Genomic DNA, 16855 nt, shown 5'->3' with positions numbered 1-16855 from the left:
CATCTCCTGAGCCTTTCAGGAGACCGCCGTGAACCACGCTCCCATCGACGCCGACCATGTCTCCCGCCGTTGGCTGGGCAAGGCGACGCACGAGTTGCCCGCCAACGCCGCCAGCGTCGTTCGCAGCACGGCCGAACGCCGGCCGATCTCCGAGGACATCAACGAGACCTTCGACGACCGTCAAACCTTTGGCGAGCGGTTGGCGGACCGGGTGGCGACATTCGGCGGGTCCTGGACCTTTTTGATCGCGTTCGGCCTGTTCCTGGTGGTTTGGACGGCGCTGAATCTGGTTCTCAGGCGCGACGCCTTCGACCCCTATCCCTTCATCTTCCTGAACCTGATGCTGTCGATGATCGCCGCAGCCCAGGCGCCGATCATCATGATGAGCCAGAACCGTCAGGCGCAGAAAGATCGGCTCGACGCCGGCAACGACTATCAGGTCAACCTGAAGGCCGAGATCGAGATCATGGCCCTGCTGGAAAAGGTCGAGCACCTGACCGCGCGCCAGGAAGAACAGACCGAGTTGATCCGCCGCCTGCTGGCGCAAAAAGAAGCCCGCTGAACGGCGTTCAGCGGGCCATCTTCAACGTCTAGGGAAAGCTCAGCTCGCGCTGAGCGCTGCGCAGGCCACCCGGTCGCCGGCCCCGCCGATGGGCTGGGTCGAATGGTCGTCGGGATTGGCGTGGACGATGATCGCCGAGCCGTCTGCGTCCCACAGCCACTGGCCGGGGCCTTCCGACGAGATGCGGGCGCGGGGGGTGAACAGTTCGGCGTTCACCTTGCCGTCCGCGCCGGCCCAGATGTTGGGCAGGTCGCCGTCGTCCGGGCCCGCCGCGTTCAGCAGGCCGTGCGGGGCTTTCGGTTCGCCGTGGTTGATATGGGCGCCGGACGAAGTGAAGGGCGCAGCGCATTCGCCGGTCGCATGGATGTGGATGCCGTGCCAGCCGGGCGTTAGGCCCGAGGCCTCGACCTTGATCACCAGGCCGGTCGGCCCCTGGCGCAGATCGACGCGGCCGATGTTGGCGCCCGAGGCGTTGATCAGGACCGCCTGTCCCGTCGCGCCGACGGGCGCACGTTCGACGTGGGTTTGCGGGGCGTTGCCGGTCGCGGCGCAGGCCGAGGTCAGGGCCAGCGGCGAGGCGATCATGAGGGCGGCGGCGAAGGTGTGGGCGCGCATATGGAAAGTCCTTTCAGAGACGGGCTTTCACGGCGACGTCGCTTTGCCACCGAGCCCCTGGAATGCTAGAAATCGTCACAACGGATCACGTTCCGATTCCGGCCGCATAAAGCCACGCTTCATTGACCGACGACAGCTACGAAAACGCCGCAACTCCGATCAACGGTCGAGGCGGCGGCTCCGACATTTCCACGATCACGATCGAGGACGAACTGAAGCGTTCGTACCTCGACTACGCCATGAGCGTGATCGTCAGCCGCGCCCTTCCTGACGCCCGTGACGGCCTCAAGCCGGTTCACCGTCGCATCCTGTATTCGATGCACGACCTGAACATGACGCCCGAGCGCAGCTATTCGAAATGCGCCCGCGTGGTCGGCGACGTGCTGGGCCGGTTCCACCCCCACGGCGACGCCTCGGTCTATATGGCCCTGGTGCGCATGGCTCAGCCCTTCTCGATGGGTCTGATGCTGGTCGACGGCCAGGGCAACTTCGGTTCGGTCGACGGCGATATGCCCGCCTCGATGCGTTACACCGAGGCCAAGATGGCGCCGGCCGCCGTCGCCCTGATGGGCGACATCGACAAGGACACCGTCGATTTCCAGCCGAACTACGACGAGAAGGAGCTGGAGCCGGTCGTCCTGCCGAGCCGGATCCCGAACCTGCTGGTCAATGGCGCGGGCGGCATCGCCGTCGGCATGGCGACCAATATCCCGCCTCATAATCTGGGCGAGGTCGTCGATGCGGCCCTGGCCCTGCTGGATGATCCGAACATCTCGGACGACGCACTGCTGGACATCGTCCCCGGTCCCGACTTCCCGACCGGCGGCGAGATTATGGGCCGCACCGCGCCGCGCAATGCGCTCCGCGACGGTCGCGGCTCGGTCGTCGTGCGCGGCCGCGCCTCGGTGGAAGAGATCCGCAAGGATCGCGAGGCCATCGTCGTCACCGAACTGCCGTTCCAGGTCAACAAACAGACCCTGATCGAACGCATCGCCGAAATGGTGCGTGAAAAACGCCTGGAGGGCATTTCCGACGTCCGCGACGAATCCGACCGCCAGGGCATGCGGATCGTCATCGAGCTGAAGCGCGACGCCTCCGGCGACGTCATCCTGAACCAGCTGTGGCGTTACACGGCGATGCAGAGCTCGTTCGGCGTCAACATGCTGGCGCTTAACCACGGCCGGCCCGAGCAGATGGGCCTGCGCGATCTGCTGCAGATCTTCCTCGAATTCCGTGAGGAAGTCGTCGTTCGCCGCGTCAAGTTCGAGCTGAACAAGGCGCGCGACCGTGGCCACGTCCTGGTGGGTCTCGCCGTCGCCGTCGCCAATATCGACGAAGTGATCCACATCATCCGCTCCTCGGCCGATCCGACCGAGGCGCGCGAGCGGTTGCAAGGCAAGGCCTGGCCCGTGGGCGATATGATGGCCCTGGTCGAGCTGATCGCCGACCCGCGCAGCGTCGTCATCAACGGCGACAGCCTGCAACTGACCGACGAACAGGCCCGCGCCATCCTGGCCCTGACCCTGTCGCGCCTGACCGGCCTGGGCCGTGACGACATTTTCGGCGAGGCGCGCGGCTTGGCCGATACGATCCAGGGCCACCTGACCATCCTGTCGGACCGCAAGAACGTCCTGGCCATCATCCGCGACGACCTGATCGCGGTGAAGGATCAGTTCGCCGTGCCGCGTCGCACCCTGATCGGGGAAGGCGACGGCGAGATGGAGGACGAAGACCTGATCCCGCGCGAGGACATGGTCGTCACCGTCACCCACGGCGGCTACGTCAAGCGCGTCGCCCTGAACGCCTATCGGACCCAGCATCGCGGCGGCAAGGGCAAGTCCGGGATGACGATGAAGGACGAGGACGCCATCACCGGCGTCTTCAGCGCCTCCACCCACACCCCGGTCCTGTTCTTCGCCACCAACGGCAAGGCCTACAAGCTGAAGACCTGGCGCCTGCCGCTGGGCAATCCGACCTCGCGCGGCAAGGCCTTCGTCAACCTGCTGCCCATCGAGCCGGGCGACAGCATCATGAACGTCCTGCCCCTGCCCGAGGACGAGACGACCTGGGGCGACTACGACATCATGTTCGCCACCCAGGCAGGCGATGTGCGCAGGAACAAGCTGTCGGACTTCGCCACGGTCAACCGCGCAGGCAAGATCGCCATGAAGCTGGAAGGCGACGACCGCATGGTCGGCGTCGGCCTGTGCACCGCCGACGACGACATACTGCTGACCACGGCCCTGGGCCGCGCGATCCGCTTCAAGGCCGACGACGTGCGCGTGTTCAAGGGCCGGGATTCGACCGGCGTCCGGGGCGTGCGACTGCAGGACGGCGACGAGGTCATCTCCATGGCCATCCTGGGCCGGGTCGATGCGACGCCGGAAGAACGCTCGGCCTACGTCAAACACGCCAACGCCATGCGTAAGGCCCTGGCCGGCGCAGACGCGGAAGACGATGTCGCGGCTCCGGCTGGAGCCGAAGACGACACTTCGGGTATTGGGGCCGACGCCGCCCTGACCGTCGAACGGATCGCCCAACTGGGCGCCGCCGAACAGTTCATCCTGACGGTCACAGAGACCGGCTTCGGCAAGCGGTCCTCGGCCTACGAGTACCGCCGCACCGGTCGCGGCGGTCAGGGGCTGACGGCTCACGGCCTGGGCGGTCGCGCGGGCACGCGCCTGGCGGCGGCCTTCCCGGTCGAGGAAACCGACGACCTGCTGCTGGTCACCTCGGGCGGTCAGATGATCCGCACCCGCATCGATCAGGTCCGCATCGTCGGCCGCTCCAGCCAGGGCGTCACCATCTTCCGCACCGGCAAGGACGAAAAGGTCGTCTCGGTCGAACGCCTGCCCGACAGCGGCGGTTCGGATGAGGCGGACGTCGCAGACGAGGGCGGCGAGACCGAAGCCTAAAACCAAGACCCTCTCCCAGCGGGAGAGGGCTTGAGCACACGGCGGCGACAGCCGTCGTTCTTGTGCGAAAGGGTGAGGGGCCAGTGGTGCGAGTTGGCCCACCGGCCGACCCTCATCCGGCCCTCCGGGCCACCTTCTCCCAACGGGAGAAGGAAAGACTTGAACGGGAGTGGCCAGTGGACATCCTGATCGACGGCCACCCCGCATCGCCTGACGACCTCGCCCACCAGGCCTTGGTCAACTACGGCGCCTACACCTCCTTCCGCGTCGAGAACGGCGCCGCTCGCGGACTTGATCTCCACCTCAGCCGCCTGAACCAGGCCGCCATCGAACTGTTCGGCGAAAGCCCCGGCGAGGCCGAGTTCCGCCGCCTGATGGCCCTCGCCGTCGCCGGCCACGACGCCTGCTGGCTGCGCGTCAGTCTGTTCTCGCCAGAGATCGGCCATCGCAATCCGTCCTTCGTCGGCCGGCCGAAGGTAATGACGATAGTCTCGCCTGCGCCGCCGCCGCTGGCGAGCAGCGTGCGCGTCACCGCCGTCTCCTACGAACGCGAAGCCCCGCATCTGAAACACCTCGCTACCTTCGGCCTGATCCGTGCGCGCCGCGCCGCACGGGCCGCCGGGTTCGACGACGCCCTGTTCGTGGACGGTCAGGGGCGGGTGTCCGAAGGCACGCTGTGGAACATCGGTTTCGTCCAGGGCGACCGCATCGTCTGGCCCCAGGCGCCGATGCTGTCGGGCGTGACCCAGGCCCTGATCCTGCGCGGCCTGGCCGAGGCGGGCCTGGCCTCGGAAACCCGCCCGGTCTCCATTTCTGAAATCGGCGCCTTCGACGCCGCCTTCCTGTGCAACAGCGCCACGCCTGTCTGTCCCATCACGGCCATCGACGGCGTCGCCTTCGCCAACGATCCCACGCTGCTGTCCCGGATCGAAGCCGCCTGGTTCGCCCAGCCGCCGCAACCCATCGCGCCCCGCGACGATGACGCCCGCAACGATGACGATGGCGTCAGCCGGCTAGGCCGCTGATTTCGCACCTGCTAAACGACCGCAACGGCACGCGACAGGCTGGGGAGACACGCATGCGCATCGGGCTTTATCCGGGCACCTTCGACCCGGTGACGAACGGGCATACCGACATCATCAAGCGGGCGCTGAAGCTGGTGGACCGGCTGGTCATCGGCGTGGCCCAGAATGACGACAAGGGGCCGCTGTTTTCCACCGCCGAGCGCGTCGAGATGCTCAAGGCCGAGGTCGCCAACTTTGGCGGCGACATCGTGGTCCAGCCCTTTTCGACCCTGCTGATGCATTTCGCCGAAGAGTTGGACGCCAACGTCATCATCCGGGGTCTGCGCGCCGTCGCCGACTTCGAATACGAGTTCCAGATGACGGCGATGAACCAGCGCCTCAATCAGGACATCGAGACGGTATTCCTGATGGCCGATCCGCGTCATCAGGCCATCGCCTCGCGTCTGGTCAAGGAGATCGCTCGGCTGGACGGCGCGATCGACAGTTTCGTCAGCCCCGCCATCGCCGAGCGCGTGCGGGCCAAGGTCAAGAACGGGATTTGATAGACTATGCGTAAGGCGATCATCGCGGCGACCGTCGCCGCCCTTTTGGCGGCTGGCGCGGCCCAGGCCCCGGCTGTGGCGCAAACCGCGCCGGCGGCCTCCGATTGGCGCACCATCGCGCCGGAAAACCTGCTGGTCATCGACACCTCCAAGGGCCGCGTTCTGGTCGAACTGGTTCCGGTCGCCGCGCCCAACCATGCCGAACGCATCCGCACCCTGGCCAACCAGGGCTTCTATGACGGCCTGAAGTTCCATCGCGTCATCCCTGAATTCATGGCGCAAACCGGCGACCCGCAAGGCACCGGCGAGGGCGGCAGCGAGCTTCCCGATCTGAAGGCCGAGTTCAGCTTCCGGCGGGGTCGCGACGCCGGCTTCGTCGCCGTGCCAAGCGTCGGGGAAGGCATCCGCGGCCTGGTCAGCGACCTGCCGGTCCAGACCCAGCCCGACGCCCAGATGATGGTCACCGCCGACTTCAAGGTCGACGCCCACGGCCTGTTCTGCCCCGGCGTGCTGGGCATGGCCCGCTCGGGCGCGCCTGACAGCGCCAACAGCCAGTTCTTCCTGATGATGGGCGCGCGCGACCAACTGGACGGCGTCTACACCGCCTTCGGTCGCGTGGTTTCCGGCCTGGATGTGGTCGGCAAGCTGAAGAAGGGCTCAGACGCGGAGGACGGCAAAGTGACCGACCCCGACACCATGACCCAGGTCCGCATGGCCTCGGCGATGCCCGAAGCTAGCCGTCCGACGGTGCGCGTCCTGAACGCAGGCAGCGCCGCCTTCGCCGAGCGAATTGCCGCCACACGCGCCACGCGCGGTAACGGCTTCAGCATCTGTGACGTTCAGCCGGTGGCCGAGGTCGTCGGCGGCTGACGCTTTCAAGACGACGGGGGAGGGGACGATGAAGATGCGTAGTCTGATGATCGCGGCTGCGGCTCTGACCGCGACGGCCGGGGCCGCCCTGGCCCAGCACGCGACCGCCGTGCCTGCGCCGCCTGCCCCCCCGTCGCCTCCGGCCGAGTGGCGCACCGTCGCGCCCGAGAACCTGCTGGTCATCGACACCAGCAAGGGTCAGGTCCTGGTCGAGTTGGCGCCTCAGATCGCCCCGGCCCATGTCGAACGGATCAAGCTGCTGGCCTCGCGCGGCTTCTACGACAATCTGGTCTGGCATCGGGTGATCGACTGGTTCATGGCCCAGACTGGCGACCCGCTGAGCACGGGCGAGGGGCAGAGCTGGTATCCCGACCTGAAGGGCGAGTTCACCTTCCGCCGCGGGGCGGACATGGCCTTCACCCCCGTCGCGGCCCCCGTGGGCGCCCTGGTCGGATTCATCGATTCCATTCCCGTCCAGACCCAGCCCGACGCCCTGATGTCGGGCACCGGCGACGACAAGGTCCACGGTTGGGCTCTGTATTGCCCCGGCGTCGCCGGCATGGCGCGCGACGAGGGCAATGACACCGCCAACAGCCAGTTCTTCCTGATGCGTCAGGCCTATCCGGCGCTGGACAAACGCTACACCGTCTGGGGCCGCGTCGTGTCCGGTCTGGACGTGGTGCGCGCTCTGAAGGCCAGCGGCACGCCCGACGGTCTCGTTCAGGGACCGGACCAGATGACCCGCGTCCGCGTCGCATCGGACCTGCCCGCCGCAGAACGCCCCACGGCGTCGGTGCTGAACACCAACTCCGCCACCTTTCAGACCCTGGTGCAACAGGCGCGACAGGCGCGCGGCGCCGACTTCTCGGTGTGCGACATCGAACTGCCGGTGCGGATCACGCCCGCGAGCTAAATCATCTCCTCCCCGCGAAGCAGGGAGGAGACAGGTTGCTTCAGCTCGCCGCCGCTCCCTTACCCCTACCGCGCCGCCGCCTGCGGCTCTTCGACGGCTTTTTGTCCTCGCGCATTCTCTGCAGCAGCAGACCCTCGCGCAGGCCCCGGTCCGCGACCCGCACCCGCTCGGACGGCCAGGCCCGCTGCACCGCTTCCAGAATGGCCGCGCCCGCCAGCACCAGGTCCGCCCGGTCTGGACCGATGCAGGCCTCGCGCGCGCGTCCGTCCGGCCCCAGGGCCTTCAGCCGATCCGCCGCCGCCTCGCAGTCGCCCCGCGTCATCCACAACCCATCGACCCGGTCTCGATTATATCGGGGCAGGTTCAGGTGAATGCCCGCCAGGCTAGTGATCGCCCCGGACGTCCCGACCAGATGGGCCCGGTCCTGGCGGAACAGCTCCAGCATCGGTTCATCGACGATGCCGCCGGCCGCAATGGCCGCGCCCATGTCCGCCACCATGGCCTCGTACCAGGCCTCGCCGGAGTTCGGGGGTTCCGGATGCCGCTCGGCCAGGGTCACCACCCCGACCGGCGCCGACATCCAGGCTGTGGTGGCCCATTCCGCGCCTTCCCGCTTCAGCCACGACATCTCGGTCGAGCCGCCGCCGACATCGATGACCAGCACGGCCTCCGCCTGGGGATCGATCAGGTTCAGACACCCTTCGACCGCCAACTGCGCCTCTTCCGACGGATCGATGATCCGTAGTCGCAGACCCGTTCCCTTGCGCACTCGGTCGATGAACTCGGCCCCGTTCTCGGCCGCACGGCAGGCCTGGGTGGCGACGGCGCTCAGGCGAGCCGAGTCCACGCCCTTCCTGACGATCCGTTCGGCGCACAGGGCCAGGGCGTCATAGGCCCGGTCCATGGCGCGCGGGTCCAGCAGGCCCGTGCGCGACAAGCCTTCGCCCAAGCGCACGATGCGGCTGAAGCTGTCGACGACGCGAAAGCCTTCGCGCGACGGCCGCGCGATCAGCAGCCGACAATTGTTGGTCCCCAGATCGAGCGCGCCATACAGCGGCGCATCCCGACCCGACGCATCCCGCGAACGGGAAGGCTGGGACCGCTCGTCGCGCCGTCGGGGCGCGCCGTGGGTCTCCGGCATGGGTCGTCATTCCGATGTGGGCGGTCCAAAACGGCGCCCGTCCCGATCAGCCTAACCCGCGAAGATCGTCCGCGCCAAGCCATTCTGTCAGGAAGATGAACAGACCGGCAGGCGTTCGGGTCATACGCCGCGTCGTATCAGGACCGATGACCCAGATTCACACAGCCCGTTTCGCCATCGGACAGATCGTCCGCCATTGCGACGACGCCTTTCGCGGCGTGGTGATGGACGTGGATCACGCCTATGACGGCCCGGCCGGCGAGACCGGCCTGGTCGCCGCCGATCAGCCCTTCTACCGCGTCTATGCCCTGGGCGACGACGGCGGTTTCGTCGCCTATGCGGCCGAGGCGGTGCTGGAAGACGGTCGATCCGTGCTGCTGCCCGACGACGCCGAACGCTGGTTCACGACTGACGGCCTGGGCCACCATGCGCCTCTGGACGAACAACTGCACTGACTTTTGGACTGGCGGTTGGAAGGCGCGGCGGCTCCGGGCTAGACTGTCGGCAAAAGAGGAAAGCCTATGTCCGACTTCGAACACGTCTTCGAACAGCCGCCCGAGGGCGCGGCCGCCGACTGGACCATTCCCCAGAACTGGGCCGACTATACCGATGTCGAGCACCAGACGTGGGACACCCTGTACGCGCGCCAGATGAAGATCCTGCCGGGCCGCGCCTGTGACGCCTTCCTGCGCGGCCTGGACGCGCTGGACCTGAACGCCGGCGGCATTCCCGACTTCGACGTGATCAATCCCAAGCTTCAGGCCCTGACGGGCTGGACCGTGGTCTGTGTGCCGGGCCTGGTGCCGGACGAGGTCTTTTTCGACCACCTGGCCAATCGCCGCTTCGTCTCGGGCCAGTTCATCCGTAAGCCGGACCAACTGGATTATCTCCAGGAACCCGACATCTTCCACGACGTCTTCGGCCATGTGCCGATGCTGACCGACCCCGATTTCGCCGCCTATATGGAGGCCTATGGCAAGGGCGGCCAACGCGCGGCAGGCCTGGGCATGCTGCCCAACCTGGCGCGCCTCTACTGGTACACGGTCGAGTTCGGCCTGATGAAGGACACCGACGGCCTGCGCATCTACGGCGCCGGCATCGTCTCCTCGGCGACCGAGAGTGTCTTTGCGCTGGACAACCCGTCGCCCAACCGCCTGGGCTTCGACCTGGAGCGGGTGATGCGCACCCTGTACCGGATCGACGACTTCCAGCAGGTCTATTTCGTCATCGACAGCATCGAGTCCCTGAAGGACGAGACGCTAAAGGACTTCGGCCCTGTCTATGCGGCGCTGAAGGGCCAGGACGACCTGCCGATCGAGACCGTTCTGCCGTCCGATAAGGTCTTCACGCGCGGCACCCAGGCCTACGCCCAGCGCGGCGGGCGGTTCGCGGCCTAAACTACCTAAAACCCGTCATCCTCGCCCTTCCCCAAACCCGTCATCCTCGCCCTTGTGGCGAGGATCCAGACTCCCGGTGTTTCGGTAGTGCGCACGGACCCCTAAACCGGGAGTCTGGATCCCAGGGACAAGCCCTGGGATGACGACAGAAAAGAACTACGTATGCGTAATCAAGCTGTTGTGCTTCGTATCGCGCATGCGGATGAAGGTGATCAGTGAAATCCCGATCATGCCGGTCACATACCAGAAGAAGACGCTCTCTACCCCCGCGCCCTTCAGCCATAGCGCGACATATTCCGCCGTCCCGCCGAACACCGCATTGGCGATGGCGTAGGGCAGGGCGACGCCCAGGGCGCGGATATGGGCGGGAAACAGCTCGGCCTTCACCACGGCATTGATCGCGGTATAGCCCGACACGATCACCAGCCCGGCCAGCGCCAGCAGGAAGGCGACGAACGGGCTCTCGACCGTCGACAGCGCCGTCATGATCGGCACGGTGCAAAGCATCCCCAAGACGCCGAAGGCGATCATCACCGGCCGCCGTCCCACCCGGTCCGAAAGCGCCCCCACCGCCGGCTGCAACAGCATGAAGAGGAACAGGGCCGCGGCGCTGATCTCGGTCGCCGTGTTCTTGGGAAAGCCGGTGGTGTTGACCAGGAACTTCTGCAGATAGGTCGTGTAGGTATAGAAGGCCAAGGTGCCGCCGGCCGTCAGGCCCAGCACCATCAACGCCTCCTTGGGGTGTTTCAGGATCAGCTGCGTAGCGCTGGATTTCGGCGCGTCTTTCGCGTCGGACTCCTTGTGCGTCTCGTCCAGCCGACGACGCAGCCAGAAGACGACGACCGCCAGACCCGCCCCGACGAAGAAGGGAATCCGCCAGCCCCACGACGCCAGCGCCGTCTCGCTGAGCGTGTTCTGCAGCACGATCAGCAGCAACAGGGCGATAAGCTGGCCCGAGATCAGGGTGACGTACTGGAAGCTGGACCAGAAGCCGCGCCGATGCGGCTCTGCCATTTCCGACAGATAGGTGGCGCTGGACCCGTATTCCCCGCCGACGCTGAGCCCCTGCAACAGGCGCGCGAACAGCAGCAGGGCCGGCGCGGCCAGGCCGATGGTCGCATAGCCCGGCGTCACCCCGATGATCAGCGACCCGGTGCACATCAGCGTCACCGACAGGGTCAGCCCCGCCTTGCGTCCCTTGCGGTCGGCATAGACCCCCATGATCCACGCCCCGATGGGCCGCATCAGGAAGCCCACCGCAAAGACGGCGGCTGCGCTCAGAAGCTGGGCCGTCGGGTCCTCGCTGGGAAAGAAGACCGGCGCGAAATACAGGGTGAAGGCCGCATAGGCGTACCAGTCGAACCACTCCACCAGATTGCCGGCGGACCCGCCGACGATGTTTCTCAGGCGGCGAGCGGGGCTCATGGGCGCATCGGTCATCGGCGCATCAATCTCTCTGGAAGGGATAGAAGTCAGTCCCAAGCTTCAGAATCGTCGTCAGTTCGTCCAGCGCGCCCCGGCTTTCGCCCAGCAGGTCGGGATCGGCCAGATCGGCCGGCCGCAGTTCGTCGCGGTACCAGCGCCCGGCCCAGTCCGCCAACCGGCCGTGCAGAGCGTCGGTCAGCCGCATGGCGGGATTGGTCGCCGCCAGTTCGGCCTCGTTCAGCACGACCCGCAGACGCAGACAGGCCGGGCCGCCGCCGTTGCGCATCGACTGGCGCACATCGACATACTGGACCCGGCCGATGGGGCCGTTGGAGGCGGCCAGGCCTTGCGCCACCGCATGGCTGCGCGGATTGTCGCGGGTCTCGGTCGGACAGATCAGGGTCAGGCGATCCTCGCCCGGGATCTGGATCAGCATGGAGTTGAACAGATAGCTGCTGATCGCATCGGCCAAGGGCAGGTCGGCGGACGACACCTCGACGAAGATCGGCTCGAACAGCCCTTCGGCCGCGCGACGGATGGCGTCTTGCGTCCCGGCCGTGTCCTCGAACGCCAGGTCATGGAAGAACAGGGTCTCCAGCGCCCCGACGCAGACCACGTCGTTGTGGAAGGTGCCGCCCGCGATGGCGGCCTTGGACTGCTGGGCCAGCACGACACCCGACGCCGCATGGCGACGGGCGATCGCCTGCGACGCCTCGCGCGTCTGACGCGCCGGATAGGGGCCGTCCCAGGGCGTGAAAGCCTCTCGCCCCCAGACCAGCAGATTGACGCCCGCCGTCCCGTGCTCGGCGCACAGCCGCACATGGTTGGCCGCGCCCTCGTCGGCTAAATGCGCGACCGAGGCCAGGGCGTCATGCACCGCGAACCGCGCCGTATCAGGGAATAGGGCGTCCAACGCCCGCTTCGTCTGCTGATGCTCCAGCGACCGATGCAGGTTGGTGACCAGATTGGCGGGCGTGACATGCACCCGGCCATCCGCCGCATCCGCGCTGGGCGTCACCGTCGCGGCATTGGCGGCCCACATGGGCGAGGCCGAACAGGCGGCGGCGGCGAAGGACGGCGCATCCTTCCACGCCCGCTCCAGCACCTGGGCGTCCGAGCCGGTGAAGCCCAGGCTCCGCAAGAACGGGATGTTCGGCCGCTCGTGCGGCGGCAGGACGAACTGGGGCAGGCCCAGGTCCGCCAGGGTCTTCATCTTGTCGAGCCCCTGCAGCACCGCCGCCCGCGGATTTGACGCCTCGCCCTTGTTGAGGCTGGAGGCCAGATTGCCCGGCGACAGACCGGCGTAGGAGTGGGTCGGCCCGATCAGGCCGTCGGCGTTGGCTTCGACGGCGTGGGTCACTGAACGTCTCCCTCCCCTTCATGGGGAGGGGCGGCGAAGCGAAGCGCAGCCGGGGTGGGGAAGTTGCCGAGATTTCGCTCACGCCCTTTCGGGCCCCACCCGGATCGCTGCGCGATCGTCCCTCCCCATGAAGGGGAGGGAGAGGCATCGTGCGCCGTCACCCTCTCAGCCCCTTCATTTCGCCTTCGATGTTCGCGACCGCATCCGCCTCGAAGCTGGCCACTGGATAGGCGCAATAGTCCGCCGCATAATAGGCGCTGGGGCGGTGGTTGCCGCTGGCGCCCAGGCCGCCGAATGGCATGTCGCCGGCGGCGCCGGTGGTCGGCCGGTTGAAGTTGACCACGCCCGCGCGGATGCGGCGGATGAAGTGGTCCCAGTTTTTCGGATCGTCGCTGACCAGGCCCGCCGACAAACCATAGCGGGTCGCATTCGCCGCCTGGATCGCGGCGTCGAAGGTCGGGGCGCGGGTCACCGACAGGAAGGGAGCGAACATCTCCTCGTCCGGCACGTCGATCCCGGTCACATCGATGATGGCGGGCTTGACGAAGGCGCCGGGCAGGTTGGCGACCGGCCCCGAGGCGCGGATGACCTTGGCGCCCATTTCGACCCGTTCTTGCAACGCCTTCAGCGCCGCCTCCGCCGCGCGGGCCGAGATCAGAGGCCCGGCGTAGGGCTCGGGATCGCTGTCCCAGGGGCCGAACACCAGACGGTCGGACAGGGCGGCGACGGCCTCGATGATCGCATCCCCCTGCGGCCCTTCCGGCACGATCAGGCGACGGGCACAGGAACAGCGTTGGCCGGTGGTGATGAAGGCGGACTGCACCGCGATGCCCGCCACGGCTTCGGCGTCCGCCGCATCCCACACCAACAGCGGATTGTTGCCGCCCAGCTCCAGCGCCAGGATGACGTGCGGATCGTCGGCGAACTTCCTGCGGAAATGCGCGCCCGCCGCGCCCGAACCGGTGAACATCAGGGCGTCGATCCCGGCGTCCAGCAGGGCCGCCCCGGTCTCGCGCCCGCCCTGGACCACATTGACCACGCCGCTCGGCAGATCGGCGGCGGCGAAGGCCTCGGCCATCACCTGGCCGACCAGGGGCGTCTCTTCCGACGGCTTGAACACGACGGTGTCGCCCGCCAGCAGCGCCGGGACGATGTGGCCGTTGGGCAGGTGGCCGGGGAAGTTGAACGGGCCCAGCACCGCCGCCACCCCGTGCGGACGGTGACGCAGGGTCGCGCGGCCGAAGGCGGTATCGTTGGTGCGTTCGCCGGTGCGTTCGTCATAGGCGCGGATCGAGATGTCCACCTTGCCGATCATGGCGGCGGCCTCGGTCTTCGTTTCCCACAGCGGCTTGCCGGTCTCGCGGGCGATGGCCTCGGCGATCTGGGGCGCGCGGTCCTTCAGCACGGCCTGATAGCGTTTGACCGCCTCGATCCGCTCGGCGCGCGGCGCGTCGGCCCAGGCGGGGAAGGCGGCGCGGGCGGCGTCAACGGCGCTCTGCACCTGCGCCGGGCTGGCGGCCTCGCCCTCCCAGTTGGTCGCTTCGGTGGCGGGGTCGATGGATTTGAAAATGGTCATGATTGCACTCCCCTTCTCCCCTCGGGGGAGAAGGTGGCTCGCGGAGCGAGACGGATGAGGGGGTTGCCAGATGCGGGGTCGATGTTTGACGCGAAGAACTGCTGAACCCGCCCCCTCATCCGAGCGGCTTCGCCGCCCACCTTCTCCCCCGAGGGGAGAAGGAATGTGTGGGATACGGTCATGATTTCACGCGGACGGTGGCGCCGGTCTTGATCTTCAGCGCGGCGGCGCTTTCGGCGGTCAGGCGGACAGTGTCGCCCTCGATGTCGGCTTTCGCCCGAACGGCGCGGAAGGCGGCGATGCTGTCGGTCGAGATCAGCGCCGGCAGTTCGGCCTCGACCGACCCCACGATCTCGACCGTCAGGCGGCGCGCATCGCGCACGGTGCGGATATTGTCGCGGCCGCACGACACGGTCGGCCCGGCGTCGAAGATGTCCACCAACCCGTTGGGCCGAAATCCTTCGCTCTCCAGCAGCGCCATGGCCGGCACGCCCTGCGGATGCACCTTGCCGATCACGGCCCGCGCCGGTTCGGGCAGAAGCTCGGTATAGATCGGGTGACGCGGCGCCAGGTCCAGGATGAACTGTTTGTCGGTCGATCCGCTCATCCGGTCGGCGTGATCGAACTCCATCGGAAAGAATTTGTGCGCCACATGGTCCCAGAACGGGCAGGCGCCGTCCGGCGTGAAGACCCCGCGCAACTCGGCCAGCACATTCTCGGCGAACAGTTCGGGCTGGGCGCCGATCAGCATATAGCGCGACTGGCTCAGCAGCCGCCCCGCGCCGCCCTTCCTCCGATCCGCCTTGAGGAACAGTGATCCAACCTCTGTCCAGCCCGTGCATTCGTTGACCAGCACCAGGGTCTGGTGGTCCAGCTTGACGCCCAGCGACGGCGACGACGCGGTGTTGTGCACCACCCGGAACGAGAAGAACGGCCGTTTCAGCCCCACCGTCGCCTTGACCGATCCGACCCCGTCGATGTCGCCGGTGTCGCCGTCTTCCAGCATCAATGTGTACCAGGCCTCCTGCGGCGTGACCTGGCCCCGGAAGCTGGCCTGGCTCAGCTCCAGCCGGTCGGACAGGGCGTCGGGATCCTCGGGCAGGCTGGTGAAGCCGGGGCCGGACAGGATGGCCAGCTCCAGCAGATGATCGAGATCGGCAGGGCCGGCGGGACGGACGACGAGCATTCTAGAGAGTTTCCATCCGCAGGGATTTCAGTTTGGCCGCGTCGATCTCGCCCGACGCGATCTTGCACAGGATCAGGGCGCTCAGCTGGGCGCGTTCGACGAAGCTGTCGGGCCAGGCGAACTCCTGATCCGAATGGATATCGCCGCCCCGGACGCCCAGGGTGTCGATGTTCGGCAGGCCGGCCGCGTGCAGATTGTTGCCCTCGCACACCCCGCCCGAGGATTTCCAGGCGATGGGCTGGCCCAGCAGGGCGCCGGCTTCCTCCACCGCCTCGAACAGGGCGGTCTGGGCGGCGTCCATCGGCTTGGGCGCGCGGGTGAAGCCGCCGTGCAGATCCAGGCTTAGCCCCTCGAAAGGCGGCTGGGCGGCGATGGCGCGGACCGACGCGTCGATCCAGTCGGCGGCGGCCTTGTCCGGCACACGCACGTTGAACCGGACCACGGCGTTGTCGGCGACGACGTTCAGCGCGTCGCCGCCGGAAATCTTGGCGACATTGACGGTGACGCCGTCCCTCTGGCCGTTCAGCCCATGCAGGGCGGCGGCGATCATGGCGGCGCCGGCTATGGCGTTACGGCCCTCTTCGAAGGCGCGGCCGGCGTGGGCGGCCTTGCCCGTCACGATCAGATGATAGTTGCCGCTACCCTTGCGCGCCCCCGCCAGCGTCCCGTCCGCCAGGGCCGGTTCATAGGTCAGGCCCACATGACCCCGCGCGCCCAGTTCGGCCAGCAGCGGCGCGGAGGCGGGCGAGCCGATCTCTTCGTCGGGGCTCAGCAGCACGGTCCAGCCGACGCCGTGCCGGTCGGGGTGGGTCTCGAACGCCTCCAGGGCGGCCAGCAGCACGCTGATCCCGCCCTTCATGTCGGCCACGCCGGGACCGTTCAAGGCGCCGTCCGCCCGCGTCGTCACGGTCTGGAACTGGCTCTCGGCGGGGAAGACGGTGTCGTAGTGGCCGGTCAGCACGACCTGGATCGGCGCATCCGGCCGGGCGGTGATCTTCAGCGCGTCGGCATGGGCGTCGGTCCGCACCGAACCGTCGTCGGCGACGCTGGTCGAACCTTGCGTCGCGATACGCTCGACCGTGGCGGGCAGGGTCTTGGCCTCGCTCTCCAGCGCGTCCAGCACGGCGTTCAAACCGACCGCATTGCGGCTGCCGGAGTTGATGTTGGCCCAGTCGATGGTGCGCCCGATGATGGCCTCGCGTCGCGCGGCGACGTGATCGAGGACGGCCTGGTCAGAGGTCAGAATCCGCATCGGCCGGACCCTAGACGCAGCCGTGACAAAGGTGAAGGTCGGGGCCTGTAAGTCATCGCCGATCGCCGCTAGTTTC

The 16855-nt window shown here is 67.5% G+C and carries 15 protein-coding genes; 8 read left to right on the top strand and 7 right to left on the bottom strand.

Annotation, left to right across the window (positions count from 1 at the left end; genetic code table 11):
- Positions 1-28: 28 nt before the first annotated feature.
- Positions 29-562, top strand: coding sequence for a DUF1003 domain-containing protein (locus ACP69V_RS10050; RefSeq protein ID WP_426023700.1), 534 nt, complete (start codon positions 29-31; stop codon positions 560-562).
- Positions 563-601: 39 nt separating this feature from the next.
- On the opposite strand, the gene ACP69V_RS10045 is transcribed toward ACP69V_RS10050, so the two are convergent.
- Positions 602-1177 (bottom strand): superoxide dismutase family protein, encoded by a 576-nt coding sequence (locus tag ACP69V_RS10045; RefSeq protein ID WP_426023699.1) that lies wholly within the window; start codon positions 1175-1177, stop codon positions 602-604.
- Between the two features lie 122 nt (positions 1178-1299).
- Between ACP69V_RS10045 and gyrA the strand changes: the two genes are divergently transcribed.
- The 5 genes from gyrA (at position 1300) to ACP69V_RS10020 (ending at position 7442) form a co-directional block, all read left to right on the top strand.
- Positions 1300-4092, top strand: coding sequence for a DNA gyrase subunit A (gene gyrA, locus ACP69V_RS10040; RefSeq protein WP_426023698.1), 2793 nt, complete (start codon positions 1300-1302; stop codon positions 4090-4092).
- A 176-nt stretch (positions 4093-4268) separates the two neighbouring features.
- On the top strand, positions 4269-5117 hold the full coding sequence (locus tag ACP69V_RS10035; protein ID WP_426023697.1) for an aminotransferase class IV: 849 nt from the start codon (positions 4269-4271) through the stop codon (positions 5115-5117).
- Positions 5118-5170: 53 nt separating this feature from the next.
- On the top strand, positions 5171-5659 hold the full coding sequence (coaD, locus tag ACP69V_RS10030; protein ID WP_425982853.1) for a pantetheine-phosphate adenylyltransferase: 489 nt from the start codon (positions 5171-5173) through the stop codon (positions 5657-5659).
- 6 nt (positions 5660-5665) lie between these two features.
- A complete protein-coding gene (locus tag ACP69V_RS10025) occupies positions 5666-6529 on the top strand; it encodes a peptidylprolyl isomerase (protein ID WP_426023696.1) in 864 nt (287 codons plus the stop codon).
- 28 nt (positions 6530-6557) lie between these two features.
- On the top strand, positions 6558-7442 hold the full coding sequence (locus ACP69V_RS10020) for a peptidylprolyl isomerase (protein ID WP_426023695.1): 885 nt from the start codon (positions 6558-6560) through the stop codon (positions 7440-7442).
- A 40-nt stretch (positions 7443-7482) separates the two neighbouring features.
- Here ACP69V_RS10020 and ACP69V_RS10015 read toward each other — a convergent pair whose 3' ends face one another.
- Positions 7483-8583: a Ppx/GppA phosphatase family protein gene (locus ACP69V_RS10015; protein ID WP_426023694.1), complete on the bottom strand. Its 1101-nt coding sequence runs from the start codon at positions 8581-8583 to the stop codon at positions 7483-7485.
- Positions 8584-8729: 146 nt separating this feature from the next.
- On the opposite strand from ACP69V_RS10015, the gene hspQ reads away from it, so the two are divergent.
- Both hspQ and phhA read left to right on the top strand, forming a co-directional pair.
- Complete coding sequence (hspQ, locus tag ACP69V_RS10010; RefSeq protein WP_426023693.1) at positions 8730-9038, top strand: heat shock protein HspQ; 309 nt, start codon at positions 8730-8732, stop codon at positions 9036-9038.
- Between the two features lie 66 nt (positions 9039-9104).
- Positions 9105-9980 (top strand): phenylalanine 4-monooxygenase, encoded by an 876-nt coding sequence (gene phhA, locus ACP69V_RS10005; protein WP_426023692.1) that lies wholly within the window; start codon positions 9105-9107, stop codon positions 9978-9980.
- Between the two features lie 156 nt (positions 9981-10136).
- On the opposite strand, the gene ACP69V_RS10000 is transcribed toward phhA, so the two are convergent.
- The 5 genes from ACP69V_RS10000 to ACP69V_RS09980 form a co-directional block, all read right to left on the bottom strand.
- Entirely contained in the window at positions 10137-11420 is a 1284-nt protein-coding gene (locus ACP69V_RS10000; protein ID WP_426023691.1) for an MFS transporter, read from the bottom strand.
- A gap of 7 nt (positions 11421-11427) precedes the next feature.
- Complete coding sequence (astB, locus tag ACP69V_RS09995) at positions 11428-12765, bottom strand: N-succinylarginine dihydrolase (RefSeq protein WP_426023690.1); 1338 nt, start codon at positions 12763-12765, stop codon at positions 11428-11430.
- A gap of 157 nt (positions 12766-12922) precedes the next feature.
- Positions 12923-14341: a succinylglutamate-semialdehyde dehydrogenase gene (gene astD / locus ACP69V_RS09990; RefSeq protein ID WP_426023689.1), complete on the bottom strand. Its 1419-nt coding sequence runs from the start codon at positions 14339-14341 to the stop codon at positions 12923-12925.
- Between the two features lie 178 nt (positions 14342-14519).
- Positions 14520-15527, bottom strand: coding sequence for an arginine N-succinyltransferase (locus ACP69V_RS09985; RefSeq protein WP_426023688.1), 1008 nt, complete (start codon positions 15525-15527; stop codon positions 14520-14522).
- Between the two features lies 1 nt (position 15528).
- Entirely contained in the window at positions 15529-16779 is a 1251-nt protein-coding gene (locus tag ACP69V_RS09980) for a hydrolase (protein ID WP_426023687.1), read from the bottom strand.
- Positions 16780-16855 lie beyond the last annotated feature (76 nt).

It is taken from the genome of Brevundimonas sp. PWP3-1b1 (assembly GCF_049896065.1).
Taxonomy (GTDB): Bacteria; Pseudomonadota; Alphaproteobacteria; order Caulobacterales; family Caulobacteraceae; genus Brevundimonas; species Brevundimonas intermedia_B.
This window is presented reverse-complemented; position numbering and strand designations above follow the sequence as displayed.